Source organism: Pseudoalteromonas sp. SWN29 (genome assembly GCF_015864465.1).
GTDB lineage: Bacteria > Pseudomonadota > Gammaproteobacteria > Enterobacterales > Alteromonadaceae > Pseudoalteromonas.
On the sequence record NZ_JADYXE010000016.1, the window covers coordinates 21,800 to 37,744 of the forward strand.

The window sequence follows — 15,945 nt, forward strand, 5'->3', positions numbered from 1 at the left end:
CTAATACAGATTATTAGCCATCTTGTTATGATAACTATTAATTTCTGCGCTAAAGAAAAGGGCTTATAAATGCACGAAGGTGTGATGAAGGCATGGCTAGAATCTTCACATTTAAACGGCGGCAACGTTGCTTATGTAGAAGAGCTTTATGAAGCGTATTTAGACGATGCGACTTCTGTGCCAGATGAATGGCGAGAAGTGTTCGAACAATTACCTAAAGTTGATGGTGTGGATGTTGAAATAAAACATTCAGAAGTTCGAGCGCAGTTTGCACAGCTTGCAAAAAACAAGCATAGAGAAGTAGTGGTAGCAGAGGGTAGTGGCGGTGACCTTAAACAGGTTAAAGTTCTACAACTTATTAATGCTTTCCGTTTTCGTGGACACCAAAATGCAAACCTAGATCCATTAGGTATTTGGCAACGAGAGCGTGTACGAGATTTAGAGCTAGAGTACCACGACCTATCTTCAAGTGATTTTGACCGCGAGTTTAACGTAGGGTCGTTTGCCGTAGGGCGCGATACTATGCCTTTAGGTGAACTATACCAAGCACTAAAAACTACATATTGTGGTTCAATTGGCGCTGAGTATATGCACATCACATCAACAGAGGAAAAGCGTTGGTTACAACAGCGTTTAGAATCTGTTCAGTCTAGGCCAAAATTCTCAAAAGATGAAAAGCTACGTATCCTAAAAGGTCTTACGGCTGCTGATGGTCTTGAAAAATATTTAGGGGCTAAGTTCCCAGGTGCTAAGCGTTTCTCACTTGAAGGTGGCGATGCGTTAGTTCCAATGCTAAAAGAGCTTATTCACCGCGCTGGTGAAAGCGGCCAACAAGAAGCTGTTATTGGTATGGCTCACCGTGGTCGTTTGAATGTTCTTGTGAATGTACTAGGTAAAAACCCATCAGAATTATTTGATGAGTTTGCCGGTAAACACAAAGAGACATTAAGTTCTGGCGATGTTAAATATCACATGGGTTACTCATCTGACTTTGCTACTAAAGGTGGCAACGTACATATGGCGCTTGCGTTCAACCCATCTCATCTTGAAATTGTAAATCCGGTAGTTATGGGCTCAGTTCGTGCTCGCCTAGATCGCTTAGGTGACAGCTCTGGTATTAAAGCTCTACCAATTACAATTCATGGTGACTCTGCAGTTACTGGCCAAGGTGTTGTACAAGAAACATTTAACTTGTCACAAACTAATGGCTTTAGCTGTGGTGGTAGTATACGCATTGTTGTAAATAACCAAGTAGGTTTTACAACGTCTAAACAAGATGATGTTCGCTCAACTGTATATTGTACTGACATAGCCAAAATGGTTCAGTCACCAATATTTCATGTTAATTCTGATGATCCTGAAGCGGTTGCATTTGTTACACAACTTGCACTTGATTTCAGAAACCAGTTTAAGCGCGACGTAGTTATCGATTTAGTGTGTTACCGTCGCCATGGTCACAATGAAGCTGATGAGCCTAATGCTACACAGCCTTTAATGTACCAAAAAATTAAAAAACACCCAGTTCCACGTTTAATTTACGCTGATCAACTGATTGCAGAAGGATCTTTTTCTGAACAAGAAGTTAAAGCTCTAGCAGATGATTACCGTAATGCATTAGATGAAGGCAACTGTGTTGTTTCAGAAATACAGCCAGAGACTTCGCATTCTTCAGATTGGGCTAAATATGTTGGCCACGAGTGGAATGTTGATTACGACGCGAGTGTTTCTGTTGAAAGACTAAAAGAACTGGGTGAAAAAATTGCAACTTACCCAGAGCAATATGTTGCTCAATCTCGTGTTAAAAAGATTTACGATGATCGTAAGTTAATGGCAAGTGGCGAAAAAGCGCTTGATTGGGGTATGGCAGAAACACTTGCTTATGCAACAATTGCGACAGAAGGCACTGACATTCGTTTAACTGGACAAGATTCTGGTCGTGGTACATTCTTCCATCGCCATGCTGTTGTTCATAGTCAAACTGATGGTGCAACATACACACCTTTAGAGCACTTAAGTAAAGATCAAGGTACTTTCCAAGTATTTGATTCAGTTTTATCTGAAGAAGCCGTTGTTGCTTTTGAGTATGGTTATGCAACAGCAGAGCCTACATCACTAATACTTTGGGAAGCGCAGTTCGGTGATTTTGCCAATGGTGCACAGGTTGTATTTGACCAATTCTTAAGTTCTGGTGAGCAAAAATGGGGCCGTTTATGTGGTCTTACAATTTTGTTACCGCACGGCTACGAAGGTCAAGGCCCAGAACATAGTTCAGCGCGTTTAGAGCGTTTCTTACAACTATGTGCTGATCACAACATGCAAGTGTGTGTTCCGTCTACTCCGGCACAAGTTTACGCTATGCTTCGTCGTCAATCAGTTCGACCACTTCGTCGTCCTCTGATTGTAATGACACCTAAGTCGTTACTTCGTCACCCTCTTGCTACCTCATCACTTGAAGAGCTTTCACACGGTGTTTTCCATAATATGATCGATGAAATTGATGATATTAACCCGGAGAAAGTAGAACGTGTTGTATTTTGTAGTGGTAAAGTTTACTACGAACTATTACAAGAACGTCGTAAGCTTGAGCAAGATAATGTTGCAATTGTACGTGTTGAACAGCTATATCCGTTCCCACACGACGAAATGCAAACAATTATGAAACGCTACCAACATGTAACTGATTTTGTATGGTGTCAAGAAGAGCCACAAAACCAAGGTGCATGGTACTGTTCACAACATCACTTTATTGATGCAATCCCACAAGGTGCTAAATTAAAGTATGCAGGACGTAAAGCATCTGCATCACCAGCGTGTGGTTACATGTCAGTACATACTAAAGAACAACAAGCGCTCGTTGCCGACGCGCTTACTATAGAAAATAAAGGATAAGCAATGAGCACAGAAATTAAAGTTCCTGTTCTTCCTGAGTCGGTTGCAGATGCTACCGTTGCTACATGGCATGTAAGTGTTGGCGACAAAGTAACTCGTGATCAAAACTTAGTAGACATTGAAACAGATAAAGTGGTTCTAGAAGTTGTTGCACAGCACGACGGTGTAATTACAGAGATATCACAAGAAGAAGGTGCAACCGTACTTGGCGATCAAGTTATGGGTTTACTTGGTGATGCTGATGCAGCGCCAGCAAGTGAAGGTTCAACTAAAGAAGAATCAGCACCCGCTAAATCAGAAGACGCGCCAGCGGCGCAATCAGCACCAGCATCAGAAGGTAAAGAAGTGGATATTAAAGTACCTGTACTTCCAGAATCAGTTGCAGACGCAACAATTGCTACATGGCATGTACAACCAGGTGACGCTGTAACACGCGACCAAAACTTGGTAGATATTGAAACAGATAAAGTTGTTCTTGAAGTAGTAGCTCAAGAAGATGGAATCATGGGTGATATCATTCACGGCGAAGGCGATACTGTATTAGGCGAGCAAGTAATTGGTTCGGTTAAAGCAGGCGGTGCACCAGCGGCTCCAGCTGCAAAAGCAGACGCAGCGCCAGCAGCGGATTCAAGCGAAAGTTCAGATGTGTTAACTCCATCAGTTCGTCGTTTAATCGCTGAGAAAGGCTTAGACGCTTCTAAAATTAAAGGCACGGGTAAAAATGGTCGTGTAACTAAAGAAGACGTTGATACTTTCTTAAAAGCACCAGCGCCAGCGGCTAAAAAAGCAGAAGCTTCTGCTCCAGCAGCACCGATGGGCGATCGTACTCAAAAACGTGTTCCTATGACTCGTTTACGTAAAACGATTGCGACACGTCTTCTTGAAGCTAAAAACTCAACTGCAATGTTAACAACATTCAACGAAGTGAACATGGGACCAATCATGAGCCTTCGTAAGCAGTATCAAGAAACGTTTGAAAAGCGTCATGGTATTCGTTTAGGTTTCATGTCTTTCTACGTGAAAGCGGTAACTGAAGCACTTAAGCGTTTCCCAGATGTTAACGCATCAATTGATGGTGACGATATTGTTTACCACAACTATTTTGATATCAGCATTGCAGTATCTACTCCACGTGGTCTAGTTACTCCAGTACTTAAAGATTGTGACAAGCTATCTGTTGCTGAAATCGAAAAAGGTATTCGTGAACTAGCACTTAAAGGTCGTGATGGTAAGCTAACGCTTGCTGATATGACGGGTGGTAACTTCACTATTACTAATGGTGGTGTATTTGGTTCATTACTATCTACACCTATCATTAACTTGCCACAATCTTCGATTTTGGGTATGCATAAAATCCAAGACCGTCCTATGGCAGTAAATGGTAAAGTTGAAATACTTCCTATGATGTATTTAGCACTTTCTTATGACCACCGCATCATTGATGGTAAAGAATCTGTTGGTTTCTTAGTGACTATTAAAGAGTTACTTGAAGATCCAACTCGCTTATTGCTAGATGTTTAATCTAGTTGTATGAAATGTAAGCTGTGAATGAACATTCACAGCTTTTTTTTTGCGCCTTTGGTCTTACTGGGGTTTTCATGTTAAGCCTTGGGATCTATACTAGGTGCGCAATTTGGGATAGTTGTTTATTTGAAAAAATATTCAGCTCTTTTAGTATAAAAAATTGGATAAAGCATCATGAATTTGCATGAGTATCAGGCAAAACAACTTTTTGCCGAATATGGTTTACCAGTTTCTACAGGTTACGCTTGCGATACACCTGAAGAAGCTGCTGCAGCTGCTGAAAAAATTGGCGGCGATATGTGGGTTGTTAAAACTCAGGTTCACGCAGGTGGACGTGGTAAAGCTGGCGGTGTAAAGCTAGTTAAAACTATCGAAGAAGTAAAAGCGTTTGCAGCTAACTGGTTAGGTAAAAACCTAGTTACTTACCAAACAGACGAGAAAGGCCAGCCAGTAGCTAAAATTTTAGTAGAAAGCTGTACTGACATTGCTAACGAATTGTACCTAGGTGCAGTAGTTGACCGTGCATCTCGTAAAGTAGTTTTCATGGCGTCTACTGAAGGCGGCGTTGAAATTGAAACTGTTGCTGAAGAAACACCAGAGCTTATCCACAAAGCAGAGATCGACCCGTTAGTAGGTCCTCAAGCTTACCAAGCACGTGAACTAGGTTTCAAATTGGGTCTTAACCCAGTACAAATGAAACAGTTTGTTAAGATCTTTATGGGTCTTGGTAAAATGTTCACTGATTTTGATTTCGCACTACTTGAAATCAACCCGTTAGTAATTACAGACGAAGGCAACCTTCACTGTCTTGACGGAAAAATCGGTATTGATGGTAATGCACTTTACCGTCAACCTAAAATCCGTGAATTCCACGATCCATCTCAAGAAGATGCTCGTGAAGCACACGCAGCAAGCTTCGAGCTTAACTACGTTGCTCTAGACGGTAATGTTGGTTGTATGGTTAACGGTGCAGGCCTAGCAATGGGTACTATGGACATCGTAAACCTACACGGCGGCAAACCGGCTAACTTCTTGGATGTTGGTGGCGGCGCGACTAAAGAACGTGTTTCTGAAGCATTCAAAATCATTCTTTCTGACGACAATGTTAAAGCTGTTTTAGTAAACATCTTTGGCGGTATCGTACGTTGTGACATGATTGCTGAAGGCATCATTGGCGCAGTTAAAGAAGTTGGCGTAACCGTACCAGTAGTTGTACGTTTAGAAGGTACTAATGCTGAATTAGGTCGTGAAGTTCTTAAGAACTCTGGTCTAGATATCATTGCTGCTGAATCACTAACAGACGCTGCTGAAAAAGTTGTTGCTGCTGCGGAGGGCAAATAATGTCTGTATTAATCAATAAAGATACAAAAGTTATCTGTCAAGGTTTCACTGGTGGCCAAGGTACTTTCCACTCAGAGCAAGCGCTTGAGTATGGTACACAAATGGTTGGTGGTGTTAGCCCAGGTAAAGGCGGTCAAACGCACCTTGGTCTTCCTGTATTCAACACAGTTCGTGATGCTGTAAAAGAAACTGGCGCAACTGCTTCAGTTATCTACGTACCAGCTCCTTTCTGTAAAGATGCAATCTTAGAAGCTATCGATGCTGGCATCGAGCTAATAGTTTGTATCACTGAAGGTATCCCTACACTTGATATGGTTGATGTTAAAATCAAACTAGATCAAACAGGTACTCGTATGATCGGTCCTAACTGCCCAGGTGTTATTACTCCTGGTCAAACTAAGATTGGTATCATGCCTGGTCATATTCACAAACCTGGTAAAGTAGGTATTGTTTCTCGCTCTGGTACTTTAACGTACGAAGCAGTTAAGCAAACTACTGATGCTGGTTTTGGTCAGTCTACGTGTGTTGGTATTGGTGGTGATCCAATTCCAGGTACTAACTTTATCGACGTTTTAGAAATGTTCGAAAAAGATCCACAAACTGAAGCAATCGTAATGATTGGTGAAATTGGTGGTACTGCAGAAGAAGAAGCTGCAGAGTACATCAAAGCTAACGTAACTAAACCTGTAGTATCTTACATTGCTGGTGTTACTGCACCAGAAGGTAAGCGTATGGGTCACGCTGGCGCAATCATCGCAGGCGGTAAAGGTACTGCTGATGAAAAATTTGCTGCATTAGAAGCTGCGGGCGTAAAAACTGTACGTTCACTTGCTGATATTGGTAAAGCACTTAAAGAGAAAACAGGCTGGTAATCGCTTGTTTCTTTTAAAAAGGCCCGCTTATGCGGGCCTTTTTGTTATCGGCGAAAAATATTTAGAATGGATAACTAATATGCTGAAAAAAGCGCACTGACAAATCTTGGCGCTGTTTATTTATAGTAAGCTCATCGGATAATGCGTGAATAGTTTTTTCTACTTGGTTCATAAACCGACCATACCCCATTTCATGCTTATCCTGGCTCGTCGCAACAATAACAAAGTGAAGTGTTTCTACTAATTTATCGGCTTCATAAAAATATTTGATTTGATTATCTTTTGATTCGATATCAAAGCTAAGCTTTTGTAACTCTGTATTACTTTCGCTTTTATCTATTTTACTATTTCGAACAATAGGCGTAGCACCATTAGCTACCATCGCACCATGGTTTAGTTTGTTATTTTGACACGCACGAATAAATGCATAAGCAAAATAATCATAAAACTTATCAAAATCGTTATTGTTCATTAATGTTTGAAATTGTGTTTTGATTGCACGAGAGACCGGGATAGTAAATGTTGCATAAGTCATTTCAGCATAGTCACCCGGTATATTGCAGTGCCTTGACTGGTAACGAGGGTAGAGGCTTCTTAGTTTATATCCGTAGCTCTCTTTATTACCTTTATGTTTAGCAAATAAATCGTAAGTTAAATGCTGGTGATCTCTAAGTTTAAATTGAGGTTGATTTAAAAATAACTGTTCTTGTAGCAGGTTTAATACTTTTTGTACTTTATTGTGGAACAAGGCCGAATTTGCACGTAAATCGTCACCCGTGGCTAAAAACAACAAACGTATTTTTTTACTTTTTTTGTCTGGTGTGTAATGTAGTTTATGTGCTTCGTGATAACGAGGATTATAAAAAAACAGCATTTGCTTATCGGTTTCTAGCTGGTATGACTCATCATGAAAACGCACAACGGGTAGTTTATCGTTCGCTAGTAAATGCACATTATAAAGTTCATATTCATCGCAATATGCAAATAACTGACGAGCAATGCGCTTATAACAGCAGTTAATATTACTAAAGCTATTAAAAAATGCCTCATCAGGCGTTATTTCGGCTAGTAAGTAGTGATTGGCGCGCGCATTGGTTGGAATATATACACGATGTTGATTAAGTGTAGCCATCTTCTAATCCTTATAAAGTAGGTTATTAGGCCACTATAATTGGCTTTGATGACTTAAATATTGCGTTAAAACAAATTTTATTCATAAACAAGCGTTCAGGTGAATTAAAGTTAACCAATATCTAAAATAAACCTTAATCTATTGCTGTATGTTAGTGTATGTTTTTGTAATAATGCATTAGTTTTGTTATTACGTAATATTTAGAGGACTGCACTCCTATGGCGGAAACTGAGAATCGCCCAAGTAACTTTATTAGAACCCGAATTGATGAAGACTTATCAAGTGGAAAACATGCCACTACGCATACACGTTTCCCACCTGAACCAAATGGCTTTTTGCATATTGGTCATGCCAAATCAATTTGTTTAAATTTTGGTATTGCAAAAGATTACAATGGTTTATGTAACCTACGTTTCGACGATACAAACCCAGAAAAAGAAGATATTAACTACGTTAATTCTATAAAAGAAGACGTACAGTGGTTAGGTTTTAACTGGGATGGCGATATAAAGTACTCTTCTAATTATTTTGATACTTTATATGGCTACGCTGTTGAGTTAATTGAAAAAGGCTTAGCGTACGTTTGTTTTTTAACAGCCGATCAAGCACGTGAATATCGTGGCACATTAAAAGAGCCAGGTAAAAACAGCCCTTACAGAGATACATCAGTTGAAGAAAACCTAGCGTTATTTGAAAAAATGCGTGCTGGTGAATTCAAAGAAGGTGAATGTGTTCTGCGTGCTAAAATTGATATGGCAAGCTCATTTATGGTGCTTCGCGATCCAATTATTTATCGCGTACGTTTTGCCCATCATCACCAAACAGCTGACAAGTGGTGCATTTACCCAATGTACGACTTTACACACTGTATTTCTGATGCGCTAGAAGGTATTACGCACTCATTATGTACACTTGAGTTTCAAGATAATCGCCGTTTGTACGACTGGGTACTTGATAACATCAGCTTAGAATGTCATCCGCAACAAATTGAGTTTTCACGCTTAAATCTTGAATACACAATTATGTCTAAGCGCAAGCTAAGCGACTTAGTGGTAAACAACCATGTAGAGGGGTGGGATGACCCACGTATGCCTACAATTGCAGGTCTACGTCGTCGTGGTTATACACCGGGCTCAATCCGTGAGTTTTGCTTACGTATTGGTGTGACAAAGCAAGAAAATATGGTCGAAATGGGCATGCTAGAAGCGTGTATCCGTGAAGATCTAAACGAAAATGCACCACGCGCAATGGCTGTGCTCGATCCTGTTAAAGTTGTTATTGAAAACTACGATGCAGACAAGGTTGAGGTTTTATCTGTGGCTAACCACCCAAATAAAGAAGAAATGGGTCGTCGTGATGTACCATTTACTCGCGAAATTTACATTGAACGAGAAGACTTTAAAGAAGAAGCGAATAACAAGTTTAAACGTTTAGTGCTTGATAAAGAAGTACGCTTACGTGGTGCTTATGTTATTAAAGCACAGCGTGTTGAAAAAGATGAAAATGGTGAAATAACAACTATCTTTTGTACTTACGATACAGAAACACTCGGTAAAAACCCAAGTGACGGACGTAAAGTAAAAGGTGTAATTCACTGGGTTTCAGCGCCAGAGTCTATTACAGCAGAAGTTCGTTTATACGACCGTTTGTTTAGTGTGCCAAACCCAGCAGCCGCTGATGAGTTTGAAACAACATTAAATCCTGAGTCACTGGTTGTTTTATCAAACGCTAAATTAGAGCCATCGCTTGCTAATTCACAAGCAGAGCAGGGCTTCCAGTTTGAGCGTACAGGTTATTTCTCTCGTGATTCTAAATCAGAGAACGTTGTATTTAACCAAACAGTGGGTCTTCGCGATTCATGGTCTAAAACACAGTAGCTACGTTTAATAATGAGCCTGTATTTATACCGGCTCACTATATACTATCGTAATTTAGACACAAAAAAACCTGCACTTAGCAGGTTTTTTATTGCTTTTAAAAGCGGTATTAGCTGTTTGCGTCGCTAAATTCTTTACACGCTGCTTTATCGTTACACTCACCGTATAAATATAAAGAATGGTTTGTCAGTGTTATACCATTTGCTTCAGAAATTTCTAATTGACGGCGTTCAATCATTTCATCTTCAAATTCTACAACTTTACCACATTTCAAACATACTAAATGATCGTGGTGAGTGCTTCCAGAAAGTTCAAATACAGACTTTCCACCTTCAAAGTGATGACGGCTTACAATACCTGCATCATCAAATTGGTTAAGTACACGATATACCGTTGCAAGACCAATTTCTTCACCTAGGTCCAAAAGAATTTTGTAAACATCTTCAGCGCTGATGTGTTGGTTATCTGGAGATTGTAAAATCTCTAATATTTTAATTCGCGGTAAAGTTACTTTTAAACCGGCTTTTTTAAGTTCCAAGTTATGATCAGTCATTAAATCTGTCTCAATTTTATTTGGTTATACTAGACATCTTGCAAAGATGTACACGACACATTAGCAACAAACAGGATAACGTGCCTAAGCCTTAAGTGCAAAGAACAATTGATTTATATTGCCACTAAAGCTTAAAACGCTAACTGTTTGATAATTATTTAAACAGCTAGCGATATATGCAGTAAATTAGTCAGCTAATTCACTTAAACACATCTCTTCATATACTTGAGCAGACCATGCTTTAACGCGTTGTTCTGTTAGTTCTGGTTGACGGTCTTCGTCGATGCCTAAACCTACAAAATGCTTATCGTCAGCCATGCCTTTAGATGCTTCAAAGTCATAGCTTTCGCTCGGCCAATGACCAACAACAATAGCGCCACGTTCAGTGACAATATCGTTGATCATGCCCATCGCATCTAAAAAGTACTCAGCGTAATCTTCTTGGTCTCCACAACCAAAAATAGCAACAAGCTTACCTTCAAAGTCTACTTCTTCAAGTTCTGGAAAAAAGTCATCCCAGTCACATTGTGCTTCGCCGTAGTACCAAGTAGGGATACCGAATAAGATCAAATCAAATTCAGCAATCTCTTCTTTAGAGCTTTTTGCAATATCATGAACAGCCACTAGCTTTTTACCCAATTCTTTTTGGATCATTTTTGCTACGTGTTCTGTGTTACCTGTGTCACTTCCGAAAAAAATGCCTACACTTGCCATGGATTTAAAACCTTTTATGTATCAATAGCCAATCTTTCTTGTAAAATCGTTTCAATCAGCGCACTGCGGCTAATATTTTGTGCATCTGCCATATCACTTAATGCTTGATATAACTGCGATGAAACTTTAAATTCAACACGTTTTAAACCACGTGCTTTATCTCTTTTTATTTGATTACGTTTATTTACCTTTAACTGCATATCCCGTGAAAGGGGATTGGTTTTAGGTCTGCCTGGGCGTTTTTCGTATTCAAATAAATCGAGTGTAGTTCTATCTGTTTCTGACTTCGCCATGCCTAACCTACACCTGCGCCTTGCCAAAATACTTGAATAAGCCCTTTAGCAATAAAGCCCGAACAACCTAAAAAGAGTACGCCCCAGACAATGTATTGTCCGAACTTTGGCACATTACCACTTTTTAGTACGTCTTTAATTGCCATGCCGATGAATATGAAAATACCGGCTAAGCCAAAATATAACCCTAGGGTATCAAATTCGTTAATTAACTGACTGACCATCAACGTATAACCTTTAAATTAAACGGCGCGTACTATAGCATATAAATATACATATATTTAGTGCGCAGAATCAAAAACACGCGATTAAAATTGCTTTAAACCGCAGTTAAAAAGTCATTTATCGCTTTATTAACAGCAAGGGGCTTTTGAGCGTGAAGCCAATGGCCTGCGCCATGTATAATTTTAGCCTTAGTGTTTTTAAAGCGTGCTGTAATTGCAATACGATGCTCAGGTAAAATATAGTCAGAATCATTACCTTTAATGAAAAGAGTATCGCACAAACAAGAATTATTTTCATTAACATTGGATGTGATTGTAGAATATTTTTCGTCAAGCACATTTAAGTTAAATCGCCATGCAAAATGACCTTCATCATTTTTAGCAAGGCTCTTAAGTAAAAACTGTCGAACTCCCAGCTCTTCTATATAAGGCTGCATTATTAAATCAGCTTGTTTTCTATCATCTATTGACTGCGCTGAAACCGCTTTTAGAGCCTGTAATATTTTTGTGTGCCTAGCAGGGTAACTAACAGGTGCAATATCAAGTACAACAAGTTTATTTACAAGTTCAGGATGCGTAAGTGCTAATTCCATTGCCACTTTACCGCCCATTGAATGCCCGACTAAATGTGCTTTATCTATGTTTAAATGCGCTAATAACTCAACAATGTCTTGTGCCATTGCCGGGTAATTCATTTCATCACTATGAGGTGAAAGTCCGTGGTTGCGCAGATCGACATTAATCACATTAAAGTTTTCACTTAGTGGTTTTGCGATTACATTTAGGTTTTCTAAGGAGCCAAAAAGCCCATGGATCAAAACAACATTAGGACCTTGCCCTTGTTGCTTGTAATTTAACTGCATACCCGCCTCCTAAAAATTTCGCATAGTTTGCCGAGCATTGCGCTAAAAAGCAAAAAATACAGTCACTATTTGTTAAATTGGGCTTTTGGGCGTTAAATCAACAACAATTAGGTAAATATTAATATGTTTATGGGAGTGCTTGTTGTAACTCGCATTTTTGATTGGTTTGGGTATAATCACACGGGAGAAAAAAATGTGACCCGTAATGACAGGAAGAACATGAAACAAATCGACATAGACGACGAGTTATATCAATATATTGCAAGCAATACTCAAAGTATTGGTGAAAGTGCATCCACTATTTTACGTCGTTTATTAAATCTGAGCGGCGAAAAAATTCAAACCGCAAACGTAGAACTAACTCAAAACAATCAAACTGCGACTACGTCTACCGCCACATTAAAAAGCTCAGAGCCATCTGCTGCTGAGACTTCAAAAAAACAAACGCCTTTAGCTCACGCACCAGTGAAGCAAAAAAGCGATAATGTTTTTAATGTATTAAATAAAGAAGAGCTGGCAGTGCAAAAGGGCGTTGTTGGACGTTTTTTGTTTATTTTAAGTGCATTTTACCGCACACATAAAACTGATTTTTCGGCTGTATTAGACATAAAAGGCCGTGATCGTGTTTACTTTGCTACCAGTAAAGAAGACTTGGTCAATAGCGGCAGTAGCATGAATCCTAAAAACATAACTGATAGCGAATACTGGGTTATGACGAATTCTAATACTACACGTAAAAAAATGATGCTTCATGAAGTGGCTCTTTGCCTTGGTTATAGTGCAGAGCAAGCTGAAAAAATTCGCGATTACCTGTAAGGAAATATAATGGCTATTCATTCAGGCGCAGGCAAAACTGCTCCACAATCGGCACTGGTTAACGTACCTAAATTAGTATCTGCGTATTACTTAAACGAACCTGATCTTGAACAAAATCCAGAGCATTGTGTTGCCTTTGGTACATCAGGCCACCGTGGTTGTTCTTACGATGTTAAATTTAACGAGTCTCATATTTTAGCCATTACTCAAGCTATTTGTGATTACAGAAAACAAAATGATATTTTTGGTCCGTTATTTTTAGGTAAAGACACACACGCTTTGAGTGAAGCTGCATTTAACTCGGCTATTGAAGTATTAGTTGCTAACGAAGTACAAGTGATAACGCAAGAAGACGGTGATTTTACGCCAACGCCAGTTATCAGCCATGCCATAGTGAGCCACAATAAGCTACACCCAAATGAATTAGCAGACGGGATTGTTGTTACGCCTTCGCATAACCCTCCTGAAGATGGTGGCTTTAAATACAACCCACCTAATGGCGGACCTGCTGATACAGACGTAACGAAATGGATTGAAGACAGAGCTAATCAACTTTTATTAGAAGATTTAGTTGAAGTTGAGTTGTTCCCATTTGCTAAAGCATCGCGTTCTGGTTTTATCCGCTACGAAGATTTAATGACGCCATACATTGATGATTTAGCTAATATCGTTAATTTAAAAGCAATTAGTGATGCAGGCATTAAAATTGGTATTGATCCATTAGGTGGTTCAGGCATCAATTTTTGGCCAGTTATTGCAAAAAAATATAATTTAGATTTAACCGTTGTTAATGATGCGGTCGATCCTCGTTTTGCTTTTATGCCACTTGATAAAGATGGCAAAATTCGTATGGATTGTTCATCGCCTTATTCAATGGCGAACCTTATTGCACTAAAAGATGATTTTGATGTGTCTATTGGTAACGACCCTGACTACGATCGTCACGGTATTGTAACGCCAGATGGTTTAATGAATCCAAACCACTTTTTAGCAGTGGCAATCGATTACTTACTTAAACATCGTGATTGGAACTCAAGCGTAGAAATTGGTAAAACACTCGTTTCTAGCTCAATGATCGATAAAGTAGCTGCTCGTAACAACCGTAAAGTTAAAGAAGTACCAGTAGGCTTTAAATGGTTTGTTGAAGGTTTAAGCAAAGGTAAGCTTGCCTTTGGTGGCGAAGAAAGCGCAGGTGCTGCATTCTTGCGTTTTGATGGCTCTGTATGGTGTACAGACAAAGATGGCTTTATTATGGGTTTACTCGCTGCAGAAATATTAGCAGTAACAGGTAAAACACCATCAACGCTTTATAAAGAATTAGAACAAGAGTTTGGCTCTCCAATTTATAAACGCCTAGATGCACCAGCCACAAGCGGTCAAAAATCACGTTTAAAAGCATTGAGTGCTTCTGATGTTAAAGCAGATACACTTGCTGGCGAGCCTATTTTGCAAAAATTGACTCATGCACCAGGTAACGATGCCGCTATTGGTGGTTTAAAAGTGGTCACCGAAAATGGCTGGTTTGCAGCGCGTCCATCAGGTACCGAAGATATTTATAAAATATACCTTGAATCATTTAAAGGTGAAGAGCATTTAGCGCTACTTGAAAAAGAAGCTAAAAAGCTTGTAGATTCAGTTATTAGCTAACTCAATCTAATGATTTTTAAAACGGCTGATTTATTCAGCCGTTTTTGTTTTTATACCTTATGTATTTATAAAATATATGCATAAGAGTCTACTCTCACATTATTTTTTAAAGGGCTTATTGTATGTCAGCCAATCCATCTTACTTAAATGAATTAAAACAAACTGGCGATTTTTTAACGCTTAGTCGTAATAACGAATGGCATTTAGATGCTGGTGAATTTACTTTAAATAATGGCACCCGAGTTACTATTCACGATACTGGCGTTATTGAATTTCAACCGGCCGTTACAACAACAAAAGACGTAGTGTATTCAAGTGCTGTACACGGTAACGAAACTGCGCCAATTGAAATTTGTGACTCACTCATTAAACAAATTATAAAAGGTGAGCTAATACTTAAACAGCGCGCTTTGTTTATTTACGGCAATCCACAATCAATTAATATTGGCCTGCGTTTTGTAGAAGAAAACCTAAATAGATTATTTAACGGTCACCATACAGTTGAAGGTGTACCAATGAATAATGAGCGTACCCGTGCTGCAAAGCTTGAACAATATGTAAGCGACTTTTATGAACGTGGTGAGCAGGGCAGCAGCCGATGCCATTATGATTTACATACTGCAATTAGAGGGTCTAAAAACGAAAAATTTGCTGTATATCCCTATTTGCATGGTAAGCCTTGGAAAAAATCGCAGTTACAATTTTTATTGAGCTGTGGTGTAAATACCGTATTAATGATGAAATCTCCAGCAACAACATTTAGCTATTACTCATCATTTGTACATGGTGCTGATTCGTTTACTGTAGAGCTGGGCCAAGTTAAGCCATTTGGTGAAAACGACATGGCTCGCTTTGAAAAAACAAAGCAAACCTTAACTGCATTAATTAGTCAAAATGAAGTTGAATATCAAAAATTCAATTCAAACGATTTTGAATTGTTTGCTGTCCATCGCACAATTAACAGAACGCAGAACGATTTCAGCTTCCCATTTTCAGACGATGCCGAGAACTTTACGGGCTTTGCGAAGGGTGAGCTACTTGCAACCGACGGTGATACAGCGATTTACGCTGACGTTGAAGGAGAAGCTATTATTTTTCCAAATGCGCAAGTCGCTTTAGGGCAACGTGCATTACTGACTGTTATACCAATGCAAATAGATAGCAATTTCGTCTAATAGCACTCATCAGACCACTGGTAAC

General features: G+C 39.3%; 14 protein-coding genes. 8 read left to right on the forward strand and 6 right to left on the reverse strand.

Annotated elements, in window-relative coordinates:
- The first annotated feature begins 69 nt into the window (after positions 1-69).
- The 4 genes from sucA to sucD all read left to right on the forward strand — a co-directional run bounded on the left by sucA (position 70) and on the right by sucD (position 6,626).
- A complete protein-coding gene (sucA, locus tag I6F53_RS07970; protein WP_197239110.1) occupies positions 70-2,889 on the forward strand; it encodes a 2-oxoglutarate dehydrogenase E1 component in 2,820 nt (939 codons plus the stop codon).
- Positions 2,890-2,892: 3 nt separating this feature from the next.
- A complete protein-coding gene (gene odhB, locus I6F53_RS07975) occupies positions 2,893-4,410 on the forward strand; it encodes a 2-oxoglutarate dehydrogenase complex dihydrolipoyllysine-residue succinyltransferase (RefSeq protein WP_165727884.1) in 1,518 nt (505 codons plus the stop codon).
- 177 nt (positions 4,411-4,587) lie between these two features.
- The gene (gene sucC, locus I6F53_RS07980; RefSeq protein WP_007586870.1) at positions 4,588-5,754 is read left to right on the forward strand and encodes an ADP-forming succinate--CoA ligase subunit beta; all 1,167 of its coding nucleotides are present in this window, start codon (positions 4,588-4,590) and stop codon (positions 5,752-5,754) included.
- On the forward strand, positions 5,754-6,626 hold the full coding sequence (sucD, locus tag I6F53_RS07985; protein ID WP_007586864.1) for a succinate--CoA ligase subunit alpha: 873 nt from the start codon (positions 5,754-5,756) through the stop codon (positions 6,624-6,626). Before sucC ends, sucD begins: the two co-directional genes overlap by 1 nt.
- A gap of 61 nt (positions 6,627-6,687) precedes the next feature.
- Here sucD and I6F53_RS07990 read toward each other — a convergent pair whose 3' ends face one another.
- The gene (locus I6F53_RS07990) at positions 6,688-7,758 is read right to left on the reverse strand and encodes a DUF3083 family protein (RefSeq protein WP_197239111.1); all 1,071 of its coding nucleotides are present in this window, start codon (positions 7,756-7,758) and stop codon (positions 6,688-6,690) included.
- Positions 7,759-7,976: 218 nt separating this feature from the next.
- On the opposite strand from I6F53_RS07990, the gene glnS reads away from it, so the two are divergent.
- The gene (gene glnS, locus I6F53_RS07995; protein WP_197178152.1) at positions 7,977-9,635 is read left to right on the forward strand and encodes a glutamine--tRNA ligase; all 1,659 of its coding nucleotides are present in this window, start codon (positions 7,977-7,979) and stop codon (positions 9,633-9,635) included.
- A gap of 109 nt (positions 9,636-9,744) precedes the next feature.
- Here glnS and fur read toward each other — a convergent pair whose 3' ends face one another.
- From fur to I6F53_RS08020, 5 genes are all read right to left on the reverse strand, one after another.
- Positions 9,745-10,188 (reverse strand): ferric iron uptake transcriptional regulator, encoded by a 444-nt coding sequence (gene fur / locus I6F53_RS08000; protein ID WP_166419623.1) that lies wholly within the window; start codon positions 10,186-10,188, stop codon positions 9,745-9,747.
- Between the two features lie 186 nt (positions 10,189-10,374).
- A complete protein-coding gene (gene fldA / locus I6F53_RS08005) occupies positions 10,375-10,902 on the reverse strand; it encodes a flavodoxin FldA (RefSeq protein WP_007586856.1) in 528 nt (175 codons plus the stop codon).
- 14 nt (positions 10,903-10,916) lie between these two features.
- Positions 10,917-11,195: a LexA regulated protein gene (gene ybfE, locus I6F53_RS08010; RefSeq protein WP_002962928.1), complete on the reverse strand. Its 279-nt coding sequence runs from the start codon at positions 11,193-11,195 to the stop codon at positions 10,917-10,919.
- Between the two features lie 2 nt (positions 11,196-11,197).
- Positions 11,198-11,419: a DUF2788 domain-containing protein gene (locus I6F53_RS08015; RefSeq protein WP_002962930.1), complete on the reverse strand. Its 222-nt coding sequence runs from the start codon at positions 11,417-11,419 to the stop codon at positions 11,198-11,200.
- Positions 11,420-11,514: 95 nt separating this feature from the next.
- Positions 11,515-12,282 (reverse strand): alpha/beta fold hydrolase, encoded by a 768-nt coding sequence (locus I6F53_RS08020; protein WP_197239112.1) that lies wholly within the window; start codon positions 12,280-12,282, stop codon positions 11,515-11,517.
- A gap of 219 nt (positions 12,283-12,501) precedes the next feature.
- Between I6F53_RS08020 and seqA the strand changes: the two genes are divergently transcribed.
- From seqA to astE, 3 genes are all read left to right on the forward strand, one after another.
- A complete protein-coding gene (gene seqA, locus I6F53_RS08025) occupies positions 12,502-13,098 on the forward strand; it encodes a replication initiation negative regulator SeqA (protein ID WP_197239113.1) in 597 nt (198 codons plus the stop codon).
- Between the two features lie 9 nt (positions 13,099-13,107).
- Positions 13,108-14,745 (forward strand): phosphoglucomutase (alpha-D-glucose-1,6-bisphosphate-dependent), encoded by a 1,638-nt coding sequence (pgm, locus tag I6F53_RS08030; protein WP_197239114.1) that lies wholly within the window; start codon positions 13,108-13,110, stop codon positions 14,743-14,745.
- A 122-nt stretch (positions 14,746-14,867) separates the two neighbouring features.
- On the forward strand, positions 14,868-15,920 hold the full coding sequence (gene astE, locus I6F53_RS08035; RefSeq protein ID WP_197239115.1) for a succinylglutamate desuccinylase: 1,053 nt from the start codon (positions 14,868-14,870) through the stop codon (positions 15,918-15,920).
- The last annotated feature ends 25 nt before the right edge of the window (positions 15,921-15,945 follow it).